This is a genomic window from Zoogloea sp., assembly GCF_041911615.1.
Taxonomy (GTDB): Bacteria; Pseudomonadota; Gammaproteobacteria; order Burkholderiales; family Rhodocyclaceae; genus Zoogloea.
Genome location: NZ_JAYROR010000037.1, coordinates 15895 through 29862 on the forward strand (window position 1 = coordinate 15895; position 13968 = coordinate 29862).

Consider the following 13968-nt stretch of genomic DNA (forward strand, 5'->3'; position numbering starts at 1 on the left):
GCCACCTTTTGGTTGCGGTGCAGTATACTCTTTTTTGAAAAATGCATCCCATCGACATCAGCGAGGAATCCGGCGTCCGCTACCTGCATTTCGGTTCCGACTGGGTTCAGGGCGCCATGCGCATCCGCAAGCCCGACGCGCTCGAACTGAGCTACACCCGTGAAATGATGGCTGGCCTGTTGCTGCGTCCACCGCCTTGGCCGCGGCGCGTGCTGCTGATCGGGCTCGGTGCCGGCTCGATCGCCAAGTTCATCCACCGTCATCTGCCCGACGCCTGCACCACGGTGATCGAGATTCTCCCCGAGGTGCACGCCGTTGCCCGGCAGTGCTTCAAACTACCCGATGAGGACGCGCGCCTGCGCGTCGTGATCGGCGACGGCGCCGCCTTCGTGGCGGAAGACCGCAACCAGTGGGATCTGATCGTCGTCGATGGCTTCGACGCCAACGCCCGCGCCGGCGCGCTGGCGGCGCTGCCGTTTTACGCGGCGTGTCGGGCGCGTCTGTCGCAGAAGGGTGTGGTGGCGGTCAATCTGTTCGGCCAGTTGCGTGGATTCAAGACCCAGCTACAACGCCTCCAGAAGGCTTTCGATGGCCGCGTGCTGGCCCTGCCGGAAGTCGAGAGTGGCAACGTCGTGGCGCTGGCGGTGGCGGGTGATCCCGTTGCCGTCGGTCAGGCAGCGCTGCGCGAGCGGGCGGCCGAACTCAAGGCCGCGACCGGTCTGGATCTCGCGCCCACCCTCAGACGTCTCGAAAAAAACGGGGGGCTACCCGCGGGGCTGCTCCAGCGCTGAGCCGGCCTCACGTCACGCCGCCGGCGGCGCCTTGGGCAGCCACAGGCAATGGCCCTTGTTGGCCTTCGCAATCTCGGCCAGCACCGTGTCGTGGCCAGTCAACTCGTCGGCGCTCGCCCGCAGCACGCGCAGCGGCGGGCGCTCCAGGATGGCGCCGCCGTCACCCTCCTCCACCTGCGGCGCGGGCTCGTCGAGCATCATGATGAGGCTCTCCTGGCCGCGGGTCATCGCCAGATAGACGTCGGCCAGCAACTCCGCGTCGAGCAGCGCGCCGTGCAGGGTACGGTGGGTGTTGTCGATCTCGTAGAGCGTACACAAGGCGTTCAGCGACGCCTTCTTGCCCGGGTTTTGTTCCTTGGCGAGCTTTAGCGTGTCGATCACGGTGGGGCAGATCGTCGTCAGCAGCGGCAGGCCCAGCATGCCCAGCTCGTTGTTGAGGAAGCCCACGTCGAAGGGCGCGTTGTGGATCACCAGTTCGGCGTCGGCGACGAAGGCCGAAAACTCGGCGGCCACGTCCTTGAATAGCGGCTTGTCGGCCAGAAACTCGGATGTGATGCCGTGCACCGCCACCGCGCCGGCGTCGATGTCGCGCTGCGGATTCACATAGACGTGATAGTGCTTGCCGGTGAGCTTGCGGTCGAGCAGCTCGACACCGGCGATTTCGATCAGGCGATCGCCGGTCTTCCAGTCGAGGCCGGTGGTTTCGGTATCGAGAACGATCTGTCTCATGGCTGTGCTTCCTCTGAATCTACGATTTTTCCGCGCTTGCGCACGGCCTCCACGCCGCGCCGGGCCAGCGCATCCGCCCGTTCATTTTCGACGTGGCCGGCGTGGCCCTTGACCCACAGCCACTTGATCTGATGTCGTGCGGCTTCCGCGTCGAGCGCACGCCACAGGTCTTCGTTCTTGACCGGCGCTTTCGAGGCGGTCTTCCAGCCCCGCGCCTTCCAGCCGTGGATCCACTCCGAAATACCCTTCTGCACGTACTGCGAATCGGTGTGGACCCGCGCCGTGACGGGCCGCTTGAGCGCCGCGAGGGCGCGGATCACGGCCAGCAGCTCCATCCGGTTGTTGGTGGTCGCGGGCTCGCCGCCCCACAGCTCCTTCTCGTGCGGGCCCGCGCGCAGGATCGCCCCCCAGCCGCCGGGCCCCGGGTTACCCGAGCAGGCCCCGTCGGTGAAAATATCAATCTCGTCCAAAATCTCTCTCGTCGGTCGTTTTTCGGGTACAGCCCTTGGGGCGGCCACCCGCTTTCTGGATCAGTGGCGCCAGCGCGCGCGCGCGGGCCTTGCGATCCCATTTCGGCATGATCAGCCGCATCCCCTGTACCCGCTTGATGGCGTGGATGAGGTAAATCCCGCCACCGATCGGCCACCAGCGCCCGCCGGCCCAATCGAGGCAGCGCAGGCGCTCGAGCCATTTCTGCTGCGCCAGCGCCGGGACGAAACAGCCCGACGCCTGACCGCCGGTCTCGAAGCTCAGCAAGGCCAGCCAATCCCTCAGGCGCCGCGTGCTGAGATATTGCCCACGCCACGGGTAAGCCCCGCTGTGCCCGGCCAGCCGGCGCTTGAGGCCGAACAGGCTGACCGGGTTGAAACCCGTGATCACCACGTGCCCCTCCGGCACCAGCACCCGTTCGACTTCGCGCAGGACCTGATGCGGATTGGCGGCGAACTCCAGCACATGGGGCAGCACCACCAGATCGACGCTACCGGCGGCAAACGGCAGTGCGGCGTAGTCGGCCTCGACCTGAACGTCCCCGGCCCCCGCCCGAAAGCGGAAAGGCATCCGGTTGGCACGCAGGAAATCGAACTCGGGAACCCCCAGTTGCACGGCGTTGTAGCCGAAGATGTCGGCCACCAGGCCATCGACCTGCGCCGTCTCCCAGGCCATCACGTAGCGCCCCAGCGGCGTGTCGAGCCAGGCATGGAGGCCAGGGAAGGATTCGGGCTGGGTCATCGTTGAATGCGGAGGACGGGTGGCGGGAAGACGCGGGATGAAGCAGGTACAATGGGAAAATGAACATTATCCCTCTTCCCGCTTTCAACGATAACTATATCTGGCTGCTGCGCGCCGGCACGCGGGCAGCGGTCGTCGATCCGGGCGATGCCACGCCGGTGCTCGACTACCTCGCCGCCGAAGGCTTGAGTCTCGACGCCATCCTGATCACCCATCACCACCCGGACCACACCGGCGGCGTGAGCGCCTTGCTGGCCCAGGCGCCGGTCCCGGTGTTCGGCCCTGCCCACGAACGGATCGCCGGCATCGACCACCCGGTCGGCGAAGGCGACGTGGTCTCGCTGCCCGGCCTCGGCCTCGAATTCGCGGTGCTCGATCTCCCCGGCCACACTGCGGGCCATGTGGGTTACGTGGGGGGCGGCGCCCTGTTCTGCGGCGACACCCTGTTTGCCGCCGGTTGCGGCCGCCTGTTCGAAGGCACACCGGCGCAGATGTACGCATCCCTCGCCAAACTCGCTGCGCTGCCCGGCGATACCCAGGTTTACTGCACGCACGAGTACACGCTATCGAATCTCGCCTTCGCGGCCGCGGTCGAACCGGCCAATCCCGCCATCGCCGAGCGCATCGAAGCCTGCAAGGCGCAACGCGCGGCCGATCGCCCCACGGTTCCGTTTCCGCTGGCTGGTGAACTACTCACCAATCCGTTCCTGCGCAGCCACGAGGCCGCAGTGGTCCGCCAGGCCGAAGCCCAGGTCGGACGCGGTCTGACCACGCCAGTAGAGGTTTTCGCGGCAATCCGCGAGTGGAAGAACCGCTTCTGAAATAGCGGCGCTCAGACCACGGACAGCCCCGCCGCTGCGACCACCCGGTTGCGGCCGGCCTGTTTGGCGCGGTACAGCGCGTCGTCGGCGCGCTTGAGCAACACGGCCGATTCCGCCTCGCCGCGGGTCGGCACCATCGTCGCCACACCGATGCTGATCGTCACCACGCCGCCGGATTCGGCAAACCGGTGGGTGATGCGCAGCCCCTCCACGGCGGCGCGCATCGCCTCGGCGACCCGTTTGGCACCGGTGAGATCGGTGTCCGGCAGAATCACCGCGAACTCCTCGCCGCCGTAACGCGCCACCATGTCGGCCGGACGACGCAGCGCCGATTGCAGGGTCCGTGCCACCGCCTTCAGACACTCGTCGCCGACCTGATGGCCGTAGCCGTCGTTGAACTGCTTGAAGTAATCCACGTCGCACAACAGGATCGACAACGGCTTGGCCTGACGGCCCACGCGCCGCCACTCGCGCAGCAGACACTCGTCGAACTGACGACGGTTGGAAATACCGGTCAGGCCGTCGAGGGACGACAGGCGGGTGAGTTCCTGGTTGGCGTCGTCGAGCTTGCGGGTCAACACCAGCAGCGAATAACGCATCTGGGCGATGCGCTGCATGGCCTTTACCTTGGCGGCCAGCACGGTTTCGGAGACCGGCTTGATCAGATAATCGTCGCCGCCGACGCTGATGCCTTTTTCAAGATCGGCGTCGCTGGTGCGGGCGGTCAGGAAGATGATCGGCGTCCATTCGCCGTCCTTCTCGAGCTGGCGGATCCGCCGGGCAACCTCGAAGCCGTCCATTCCCGGCATGATGATGTCGAGCAGGATCAGGTCGGGCCGCTGCGCCTTGAACAGCTCGATACCCTTTTCTCCATCCCGCGCCAGGATCGGCTCGATCCCCATCTTGCGCAACTGGTGGGACACCAGGGTGGCACTCGTCAGCGTGTCCTCTATCAGCAGCGCTTTCACGGAATGGTCTCGAAATGATTTCCTGCGGAGGTTTATGCAATAAGCGTGCCGACGGGTTCGAACGCATCGGGCACAGGCGGTACTTTAACGGATTCCGGCCGCTCACCGAAGTCTTGCCCGTGTTTTCGGGGGGTAAAGACTCGTTTGAATTGCGTTGAAGCCCGTTTGACCCCCCCCGCCGCACACGGCTAGAATCCCGCCTTTGCTTTTCGCGCGACGAATCCTGATGTCCCCGAGAGTTATCGCGCTGTGCCTGTCGCTTCTGGGTGCCGGTCCGCTGCTGGCCGACGGCCCGGACGACTTCGGGCCACGGCTCGTCACCAGCACCAGTCTGCTCGACGAGCCCGCCGCCCAGCCTCCCCAGGTTTTCGAGATCCGCGAACAGCACGTCCGCGTGCCCACCGTCGACCTCACCGTCGAAACCGACGACCTCTGGGAGCGCATCCGCCGCGGTTTCTCGATGCCCGATCTGAACACCGATCTGGTCACCGACCGGCAGATCTACTACATCAACCGCCCCGGTGCCCTGCGTCAGATTTTCACCCGCGGTCAGCGCTATCTTTATTACATCGTCGAGGAACTCGAGCGTCGCGGGATGCCCACCGAGCTCGCCCTGCTGCCGATGGTCGAGAGTGCCTTCAACCCGATGGCGCTGTCGTCGGCGCAGGCTTCCGGCCTGTGGCAGTTCATTCCCTCCACCGGCAAGAATTACCGCCTCGAACAGAACTGGTGGGTGGACGAGCGGCGCGACGTGATCGCCTCCACCAACGCCGCCCTCGATTACCTGCAGGCCATCTACGAGATGCACGGCGACTGGCATCTCGCGCTCGCGTCCTACAACTGGGGCGAAGGCGCCGTCGGCCGTGCCGTGGCCAAGAACCGCGCCGCCGGGCTGCCGACCGAATACCAGCATCTCAACATGCCGGGCGAGACGCGCTATTACGTCCCCAAGCTCCAGGCACTCAAGAACATCGTCGCTCAGCCCGAACTCTTCGGCATCACCCTCCCGGCGATTCCCAATCGGCCCTATTTCGTCACCGTCGAGAGCCGCGTTCCCCTCGACCTGGCCACCGCCGCGCGGCTGGCCGAAACCCAGGTGGACGAAATCCTCGCCCTCAATCCCGGCTACAAGCGGCCGGTGCTGCCGGGCAACGGTGCCCAGTCGCTGGTGATCCCGGCCGACAAGCTCGAAGCTTTTCTCATCAATCTGCAAAAGCACGACCCCGCCAACGCCAGCTGGAAGACCTACGAGCTGCGCGAAGGCGAAGCCCTCGAAGGCGTGGCCGACAAGCTGGGCATCTCGGCCAGCCGTCTGCGCCAGGTCAATGGCCTGTCTCCGCGCGCGCGCATCGGCACCGGTTACATGCTGATCGTACCTTCGGAAAGCGAGGGGGAGCGGATCAGTCTCGCCAGCCTGATGCCCAATCGTCCGCAGGCCGGCGCAGTCGAGCCCCCTCCCCCACCGCCGCCCCGCACCTTGATCCAGCACACCGTCGTGCGCGGCAAGAACGGCAAGCCGATGGTCGTCGAACGCAAGGTCACCGTCGCCGAGCCGAGTGCCGGCAAGGCCCATGGCGGCAAGAGCGGACGCACGCCCGAGCCCGCGGCCGGTGCCCGGGCCGGCAGCAAGGCAGGCACCGCCGCCAAGTCCGCTGCCCCTGCCAGGACAACACCCCAGGCCGCCAAGCCGGCGCCGGCCGCCTCGAAAAAACACCGCTGAGCAAAGCTCCTGCGCCGCGTCCTGCGTCAGCTGAAATGGCAACGCACGATGCGGGTCGGTGACAGCCGCCTTTCGTCGGGGTAACGCGTGCGGCACTCGTCGCGCGCTTCGCTGCAGCGGGGGTGAAAATGACATCCCGCCGGTGGATTGAGCGGCGACGGCATGTCACCGCGCATCGTCACCGTCTGCCGCGGCGCACCCGCCGTCTCGATCCGCGGCACCGCAGCAAGCAGCATCCGGGTGTAAGGGTGGCGCGGATCGCGCAGCACCTCCTCGACGCTGCCACGCTCGACGATCCTGCCCAGGTACATCACGGCCACGTGGTGCGCCAGATAATCCACGACCGCCAGATTGTGGGTGATGAACAAGTAGGACAGCCCGTATTCGGCCTGCAGATCGCGTAGCAGATTGAGGATCTGCGCCTGCACCGACACGTCGAGGGCGCTGGTGGGCTCGTCGCAGACGATCAGCTTGGGCGACACGGCCAGGGCCCGTGCGATGGCGATGCGCTGGCGCTGGCCGCCGGAAAACTCGTGAGGGAAACGATGGCGCATCGCCGGATCGAGGCCGACCCGCCGTAGCAGCGCATCCACCCGCACGCCGCGTGCCGTGGCGTCGCGCTCCACCCCCAGCGCCTGCATGCCCTCTTCGAGGATTTCGCCGACCCGCATCCGCGGATTGAGGGATCCGAAAGGGTCCTGGAAGATCATCTGCAGATCGCGCCGCAGCGGTTGCCACTCACGCGGCGAAAGGTTCAGCAAGTCGTGCTCGCCGTAACGGGCGCTGCCACCGCTGGCCGGCACCAGACTCAGCAGCGCCTTGCCGGCCGTGGTCTTGCCGCAGCCCGACTCGCCGACCAGCGCCAGGGTCTGCCCGGCCGGGACATGCAACGACACCCCATCGACCGCCTTCACATGCCCCACCACCCGGCGGAACAAGCCCTTGCGTACCGGGAAATGCACCGTCAGGGCCTGCACGTCGAGCCCCTGCCCTGCCTCCCCGTGGCGGGGGGACGGTGCCGCATCCAGTGGTGGCTCGGCAACCCAGGCCTGGCGACTGGCCGGATCGTAGAGATGGCAGCGCACCGCCTGCTCTCCCACCCCATGCAAGCCAGGCGCCTCGCTGCGACAACGGTCGTGGACCTGCGGACAGCGCTCGGCAAATCGGCAGCCGGCACGCCGCTCGTCGAGCCGTGGCACCTGCCCGCCGAGGGTTTCCAGCGCCTTGCCACGTAGCGCGGTAGTGGGCAGCGCGGCAAACAGCTTGCGCGAGTACGGATGCAGCGGCGCCCCGAAGAACGCTTCGCGCGGCCCCGTCTCGACCAGTTCGCCGGCGTACATCACCCCGACCCGATGCGCCATCCGTGCCACTACGCCAAGATCGTGGGTGATGAGCAGGATGCCCATGCCGCGGCGGCTTTGCAGTTCGGCCAGCAAATCCAGCACTTGCGCCTGAATGGTCACGTCGAGGGCGGTGGTCGGCTCGTCGGCGATGAGCACCTTCGGGTCGCCGGCCAGCGCGATGGCGATCATCACCCGCTGCTTCATTCCGCCCGACAGCTGGAAGGGGTATTCGGCCAGCCGCCGTGCCGGGTCGGGAATCCCGACCGCCGCCAGAAGCCGCTCGGCTTCGCTCCACGCCGGCTGCCCGCGCAGGCCACGATGGCGCACCAGCACCTCGCCGATCTGGTCTCCGACGGTCATCACCGGATTGAGGCTGGTGGCCGGCTCCTGGAAGATCATCGCAAGATCGTTGCCGCGCACCTCGCGCATCCGCGTCTCGGGCAGATCCTGCAAGGCCTCGCCGACCAGATGCACGGCGCCGCCGGCGATCCGTCCGCCGGCGGGCAACAGCCGCATGCAGGCCAGTGCGGTCATCGACTTGCCGCAGCCCGACTCGCCAACCAGCGCCAGGGTCTGCCCGGCCGGCACCTCGAAGCCGATGCCGTCCACCGGCCGCACGGGCCGGTCGGGGCCCCCGAGTTCGACGCGCAGGGCCTCGACCTTCAACAAGGCCGGCGTCTGCGCTTCCATGTCCAGTCTGTTCATCTCAAAGAAAACGGACCGCCAGGCGGTCCGCTCAATCGGTGATCGACGCCCCGGAGCCGACCTGCGTCGCGCCCGGAGCCGCCGGCACTCAGTGGTGGTGGCCGCCTTCGCCGTGCACGTGGCCGTGGCCGATTTCCTCGTCGCTGGCCTTGCGCACGCTCTTCACGGTGATGTCGAAGATCAGGGCGGTGCCGGCGAGCGGGTGGTTACCGTCGACGACGACCTTGCCGTCGGCGATGTCGGTGATGCGATAGATCATCTCGTCCTCGCCGTCTTCGCCCACGCGCTCGAAGGACATCCCGACCTCGATGTTGTCGGGGAACAGCGAAGCGTCCTCGACCAGCACCAGTTCTTCGTCGAATTCGCCAAAGGCATCGTCGGGGGAAAGCTTGATCTTGAGGTTCTCGCCGACCTTCTTGCCCTGCAGAGCCTCTTCGATTGCCGCGAAGATGCCGTCGTAACCGCCATGCAGGTACACCAGCGGGTGGTGACCGTCGTCGATCATGTTGCCATCCGGATCCTTGACCGTGTAATCAAGCGTGACGACCGTGTTTTTGGCGATTTCCATTTAGGTTCCTTGAGTTGAGTTGCTTTACCAGCTGAAAGACTTCCGCGGCATGTCCCCGGGGGTTGACGTCGTGCATCACGTGACGAAGCACGCCATCACTGGAAATGATGAAGGTCGAACGGCGCACGCTGCGCTTCGTCACACCATCCACCTGCGCCGTCTGCCAGACACCGTACAGCCTGCACGCCTCGCCGTCCTCGTCGGAAAGCAATTCGACCGACAGGCCGTGCTGATCGCGGAAATCGGCGTGGGTCAGGCAATCGTCGGGGCTGACGCCGATCACGATGCATTTTTCCTTCGCAAAATCGGCGTCGTGATCGCTGAAATCAATGGCCTGACGCGTGCAGCCCGGCGTGTTGTCACGGGGATAGAAATAGAGGACCACGTGGTGAGTGCCCAGCACCGAGGCCAGATCGAACATTTCCATATCGGCGTCGGGCAGGGAAAAGAGCGGGGCAGGCTGGCCTTCCACGGGCACAGCCGCTTCGGCGGAAGATTCTAACCGAGGCGCCTTGAGAACTCTACCCGAAGCGTGTTGGGGGCTGACAAGCATGGAAATCTCCTCCGCGGGGTGGGTCCGGCATGGCGGACCGCGCTGGTTGGGTAATGCGACGCGTGCTGTTCTCTTGTTGTTTTCCTGCGTTTCTTCTTGCGGCTCCCGCCTGCCTGCGCGACCTCTTCGGGAGCGGGCGTTCTTTCAAGAAATAGACTACCAGCGTCGCGGCCTCAAGCGTTTTGTCATCGGAAATTGATGTTTGTCACGCCCTGTTATCGGTGCGCTGAAAAAATGACAACTTGCCAGGAATTTATTCCTGTATATAATTACATAATACTTCCGGAGTATATCTAATGGCCGATCAGCTCACCACCCGTCAGCAAGAAATCCTGCAACTTATTCGCGATACCGTCGAGCACGAAGGACGCCCGCCGACCCGTGCAGAAATCTGCACGGCATTCGGTTTCCGCTCCCCCAATGCCGCCGAAACCCACCTGCGCGCCCTGGCCGCCAAAGGCGCCATCGCCCTCGAGGAGGGGCGTGCGCGTGGCATTCGACTGGTCGAAGCCCTCGGCCTGCCGCTGATCGGGCGCGTCGCCGCAGGCAGCCCGATCCTCGCCGCCGAACACATCCAGAGCCGCTACCACGTGGATCCCAGCATGTTCACCCCCCGCGCCGACTACCTGCTCAAGGTGCGCGGCCAGAGCATGCGCGACGCCGGCATCCTCGACGGCGACCTGCTCGCGGTGCATCGCACCAGCGACGTCCGCGACGGCCAGATCGTCGTCGCCCGCGTCGAGGACGACGTCACCGTCAAGCGGCTGGAGCGCAAGGGGCCGATCGTCCAGCTACTGCCCGCCAACCCGGACTTCGAGCCCATCGTCGTGGACACCCGTCATGCGGCGCTGGAAATCGAAGGGCTCGCGGTCGGGCTGATTCGCAGCGAGAATCTCTGAGGGCTCGGCAACCGCCTGCCGGCGCCGCCTCGCTTTCGATGCAGGGCGATCCGGCGGGCAGCGCCGGTCCCGCCCCTGCGTGTGTTCATTCCGTCTGTCGAGACCCTGCATGGCCGCCCTCGCCTCCGTCCCCGCCAGCCCGCCAGACAAGCTCGCTCACCTCGTCTGGCGAGGTGACCGGCTGGCCGCGCCGTCCGCCCCGGGGCTTTCGACCGGCCACGCCCGTCTTGATGCCGCCCTCCCCGGAGGAGGCTGGCCGGTGGGCGCCCTCACCGAAATCCTGGTGCCCCGCACCGGTGTCGGCGAACTCGCGCTTCTCCTGCCCCTGCTTGCCCGAACGCCAGCCAAGCGCTGGGCAGTCTGCGTGGCGCCACCCGAGCCCCCCTACGCGCCGGCCCTGGCCGCCGCCAGCGTGCCTCTCGAGCGTCTCCTGTTCGTCCGCGCCGACAGCCCTGCCCATGCCCGCTGGGCCGCCCGCCAGGCGCTCGACTCGCACAGCTGCGCGGCCGTCGTGCTGTGGCTCGCCGACGCAGACATGGCCGCGCTGCGCCGCCTTCAGCTGGCCGCAGAAGAAAGTGCCACTCCCCTGTTCCTGATCCGCCCCGACAGCCTCGCCAATCAGGCTTCGCCGGCAGTGTTGCGCCTTGCCCTGCGCGCCCGAATCGGCGGGGTGGACCTCCACATCCTCAAACGGCGCGGCCCGCAACTCGCCGGCCCGATCGCCCTCGACCTGCCCGGCCCCACCGGGCCACTCGCCCCCGCCGCCCTGCCTGCCCGCCCTGCCGGCGGCGCCTCCGTCCATGCTCTGGTGCGCCCTTCACCTGCCCGATCTGGCCCTGCAGATCTTCGCGCGGGGACGCGCTGACGCCGCTCCGCTGGCGATCCTCGCCCCCCATCCCCGCCAACGGGTGATGGCGGTCGATGCCGCCGCGCGGGCGCTCGGCGTCGAGCCCGGCCAGCGTCGCGCCGGCGCCCTGGCGCTCGCCCCCGGACTACGTGTGATCGACCGGGACATTTCCCAGGAACTCGCCACCCTGGCCGACCTCGCCTGCTGGGCCGGGCGCTTCACGCCATCGGTCAGCCTCGACCCACCGGCCACCCTGCTCCTCGAGGTGCGGGCCAGCCTGCGCCTCTTCGGGGGCCTCGCGCCCCTCTGCGCCGCCATCGAAGCCGGACTCGCCGAACTCGGCTTCGACGGTCGTCTGGCCGCCGCACCAACCCCGCTCGCCGCCCGCTGGCTGGCCCGCGCCGCGCCCGGCAGCCTGTTCGAAGGGGACCAACTGGAGCCCGCCCTCGATGCGCTGCCGCTGACCCTCCTTGCCGACGAGCCCGGCCTCGGCGCAGACAGCCTCGACCTCCTCGCCAGCATCGGCACGCGTCGTCTCGGCGAGATCCGCCGCCTGCCCCGCAGCGGTCTCGCCCGTCGCCAGGCCCAGGCGATCACCGATCTACTCGATCGCGCCTACGGCCGCACACCCGATCCGCGTCCGTGGTTCGCGCCGCCCGAGCGCTTTGTCAGCCGCCTGCCGCTGCCGGCCCCCAGCGAACAGGTCGAGGTACTACTGTTTGCCACCCGCCGGCTGCTCGGCGGTCTCGCCGGCTGGCTGGAAGCCCGCCATGCGGGCCTGGAGCGATTCACGCTGGTGCTGGAGTTCGAACGCCTGGGCAGCCTGCACCGGGGCATCGAACGCGAACACCGCCTCGACATCGTGCTCGGCAGCCTGTCCCGCGACATGGCGCGCTGCCAGCTGCTGGCCCGCGAACACCTCAGCCACCAGCCCCTGCCGGCCCCTGTCGACGCCTTGCGTCTTGAAGCCGATGCGCCCCGGCCCCTGGCCCCGCCGCGCAGCGATCTGTTCGACGCCAGGACCGGCGAGGACGGCGATCCCGGCCTGTTGCTCGCCACCCTGCGGGCGCGCCTCGGTGCCGACGCCGTGCGCAGCCTGGCCCCCCACCCGGACCACCGCCCCGAACACGCCTCACGCTGGGTCGAGCCGCAGCAGGTCGCCCGTGCCGGCCCCGCGCCCCTGCCCACGTCGCCGCGCCCCCTCTGGCTGCTGTCCGAACCACGCCCGCTGCCGCCTCCGCCCCCAGAAAGCCTCGTCGCGGGCCCCGAGCGGATCGAATCCGGCTGGTGGGACGGTGCCGGCGCAGCCGTGGCGCGCGACTACTACGTCATCCGCCGCCCCGATCTCAGCCTCGCGTGGGTCTTCCGCGAACGCCGTGCCCCCCACGACTGGTTCCTGCACGGCTATTTCGGCTGACCGCCGCGCTACACTACGCCGCCCATGAAATCGCCCGCCGACCTCCTCCGCCGCATCGTCGCCCTCGCCTGGCCGGTGCTGATCGCCCAGCTCTCGTCAATGACCCAGATGGTCAGCGACACCGTGCTGACCGGCCGCTACGGCACCACCGATCTGGCCGCCGTGGCGGTCGGCAGCGGCATCTATATCTCGGTGGTGATGCTGATGGTGGGCATCCTGCAGGCCGTCGCACCGACCGTCGCCCATCAGGTCGGAGCCGGCCGCAACGACGAGATCGGGCCGGCGGTGCAGCAAGGTTTCTGGCTCGCCCTCGCGCTGTCGGTGCCGGCCATGCTGTTCCTGCGCCAACCCGACTGGCTGATGCAACTCTCCGAGGTCGGGCCCGACGTGGACGCCGGCGCCCGCGATTACCTCGCGACGATCGCCTGGGGCCTGCCGGCGGCTTTCCTCTACCGCACCTTCTACGCCTTCACCAATGCACTGGGGCGCACCCGCGTGCTGATGTTCATCAGCCTCGCCACCACCGCGGTGCATATCCCGCTCTCGTGGGCGCTCATCAACGGCCATCTGGGCCTTGCGCCGCTGGGGGGCATGGGCTGCGCGGTATCGAGCGTGTGCATCTGCTGGCTGGCCCTGGCCGCCGCCCTGGTGCATGTGATCCGCAGCCCGACGTACCAGCCCTACCACCTTTTTTCCCATTGGCAGCCTCCCCGCGCCAGGGCGCTCGCCGAGCTCCTGCGCCTGGGGTTGCCGATGGGTTTCTCGAGCTTCGTCGAGATCACTTCCTTTACCCTCATCGCGCTGCTGGTGGCCAAGCTGGGCGCCACGGTGGTGGCGGGCTACCGCATCGTCGGCAATCTGTCGGCCTTGATCTACATGCTGCCGCTGGCCCTCGCCATCGCCACCCTGGTGCTGGTGGGCCAGGCCCTCGGAGCCCGCGACGGCGGCGAAGCACGGCGTGCCGCGCGGGTCGGCATCTTGGCGGCTACCGTCTTGTCGACGCTGGCGAGCGTCGCCGTATGGCTCGTGCGCGACCCGATCGTCGCGGCCTACACCACCGACCCGGCGGTGCACGGCCTGGCGATGTCGCTGGTGATCTACATCTGCGTCTACCAATTCTTCGACGCCGTCCAGACCGTTGCCGCCCATGCCCTGCGCGGCTACAAGGTCACTTTCGGGCCAATGCTGGTGCACACCGTCTGCTTCTGGGGCATCGGGCTCGCCGGCGGCTATCTTCTGGCCTTTCATGGCGTTGCCGACCTGCTGTCGCCCCAGGGCGTGGCCGGATTCTGGCAGGCCGCGGTGGCCAGCACCGTTGCAGCCTCGGTGCTGTTCGCCGCCTACCTCCACGTGGTGGCACGCAACGCGGTCTGACCC

General features: G+C 67.5%; 14 protein-coding genes. 7 read left to right on the top strand and 7 right to left on the bottom strand.

The annotated features are described in order from the left end of the window. The first annotated feature begins 41 nt into the window (after positions 1–41). Positions 42–791, top strand: coding sequence for a fused MFS/spermidine synthase (locus tag ACE3P2_RS04125; protein ID WP_374261378.1), 750 nt, complete (start codon positions 42–44; stop codon positions 789–791). Positions 792–803: 12 nt separating this feature from the next. On the opposite strand, the gene dnaQ is transcribed toward ACE3P2_RS04125, so the two are convergent. The 3 genes from dnaQ to ACE3P2_RS04140 are packed head-to-tail and all read right to left on the bottom strand — an operon-like array spanning position 804 to position 2750. Then, positions 804–1520 (bottom strand): DNA polymerase III subunit epsilon, encoded by a 717-nt coding sequence (dnaQ, locus tag ACE3P2_RS04130; protein ID WP_374261380.1) that lies wholly within the window; start codon positions 1518–1520, stop codon positions 804–806. After that, positions 1517–1990 carry a ribonuclease HI gene (rnhA, locus tag ACE3P2_RS04135; protein WP_374261382.1) on the bottom strand — a complete coding sequence of 158 codons (474 nt, stop codon included), beginning with the start codon at positions 1988–1990 and terminating at the stop codon, positions 1517–1519. The genes dnaQ and rnhA overlap by 4 nt, the downstream gene beginning before the upstream one ends. Next, positions 1977–2750, bottom strand: a complete 774-nt coding sequence (locus ACE3P2_RS04140; protein WP_374261384.1) for a class I SAM-dependent methyltransferase — start codon at positions 2748–2750, stop codon at positions 1977–1979. Before ACE3P2_RS04140 ends, rnhA begins: the two co-directional genes overlap by 14 nt. Before the next feature lie 59 nt (positions 2751–2809). Between ACE3P2_RS04140 and gloB the strand changes: the two genes are divergently transcribed. Then, on the top strand, positions 2810–3571 hold the full coding sequence (gene gloB / locus ACE3P2_RS04145; RefSeq protein WP_374261386.1) for a hydroxyacylglutathione hydrolase: 762 nt from the start codon (positions 2810–2812) through the stop codon (positions 3569–3571). An 11-nt stretch (positions 3572–3582) separates the two neighbouring features. Here gloB and ACE3P2_RS04150 read toward each other — a convergent pair whose 3' ends face one another. Then, a complete protein-coding gene (locus ACE3P2_RS04150) occupies positions 3583–4539 on the bottom strand; it encodes a diguanylate cyclase (RefSeq protein WP_374261388.1) in 957 nt (318 codons plus the stop codon). A 226-nt stretch (positions 4540–4765) separates the two neighbouring features. On the opposite strand from ACE3P2_RS04150, the gene ACE3P2_RS04155 reads away from it, so the two are divergent. Beyond that, a complete protein-coding gene (locus tag ACE3P2_RS04155; RefSeq protein WP_374261390.1) occupies positions 4766–6259 on the top strand; it encodes a transglycosylase SLT domain-containing protein in 1494 nt (497 codons plus the stop codon). 26 nt (positions 6260–6285) lie between these two features. On the opposite strand, the gene ACE3P2_RS04160 is transcribed toward ACE3P2_RS04155, so the two are convergent. The 3 genes from ACE3P2_RS04160 to ACE3P2_RS04170 all read right to left on the bottom strand — a co-directional run bounded on the left by ACE3P2_RS04160 (position 6286) and on the right by ACE3P2_RS04170 (position 9428). Beyond that, positions 6286–8307: a dipeptide ABC transporter ATP-binding protein gene (locus ACE3P2_RS04160; RefSeq protein ID WP_374261392.1), complete on the bottom strand. Its 2022-nt coding sequence runs from the start codon at positions 8305–8307 to the stop codon at positions 6286–6288. A gap of 88 nt (positions 8308–8395) precedes the next feature. Continuing rightward, a complete protein-coding gene (locus ACE3P2_RS04165) occupies positions 8396–8875 on the bottom strand; it encodes a peptidylprolyl isomerase (RefSeq protein WP_374261394.1) in 480 nt (159 codons plus the stop codon). Then, positions 8841–9428: a peroxiredoxin gene (locus tag ACE3P2_RS04170; RefSeq protein ID WP_374261396.1), complete on the bottom strand. Its 588-nt coding sequence runs from the start codon at positions 9426–9428 to the stop codon at positions 8841–8843. The genes ACE3P2_RS04165 and ACE3P2_RS04170 overlap by 35 nt, the downstream gene beginning before the upstream one ends. A 296-nt stretch (positions 9429–9724) precedes the next feature. Between ACE3P2_RS04170 and lexA the strand changes: the two genes are divergently transcribed. From lexA to ACE3P2_RS04190, 4 genes are all read left to right on the top strand, one after another. Continuing rightward, a complete protein-coding gene (gene lexA / locus ACE3P2_RS04175; RefSeq protein WP_374261398.1) occupies positions 9725–10327 on the top strand; it encodes a transcriptional repressor LexA in 603 nt (200 codons plus the stop codon). Between the two features lie 109 nt (positions 10328–10436). Next, the gene (gene imuA / locus ACE3P2_RS04180; protein WP_374261400.1) at positions 10437–11192 is read left to right on the top strand and encodes a translesion DNA synthesis-associated protein ImuA; all 756 of its coding nucleotides are present in this window, start codon (positions 10437–10439) and stop codon (positions 11190–11192) included. Beyond that, the gene (locus ACE3P2_RS04185) at positions 11128–12591 is read left to right on the top strand and encodes a DNA polymerase Y family protein (RefSeq protein WP_374261402.1); all 1464 of its coding nucleotides are present in this window, start codon (positions 11128–11130) and stop codon (positions 12589–12591) included. The genes imuA and ACE3P2_RS04185 overlap by 65 nt, the downstream gene beginning before the upstream one ends. A gap of 24 nt (positions 12592–12615) precedes the next feature. After that, entirely contained in the window at positions 12616–13965 is a 1350-nt protein-coding gene (locus tag ACE3P2_RS04190; RefSeq protein WP_374261404.1) for an MATE family efflux transporter, read from the top strand. Positions 13966–13968: the final 3 nt, after the last annotated feature.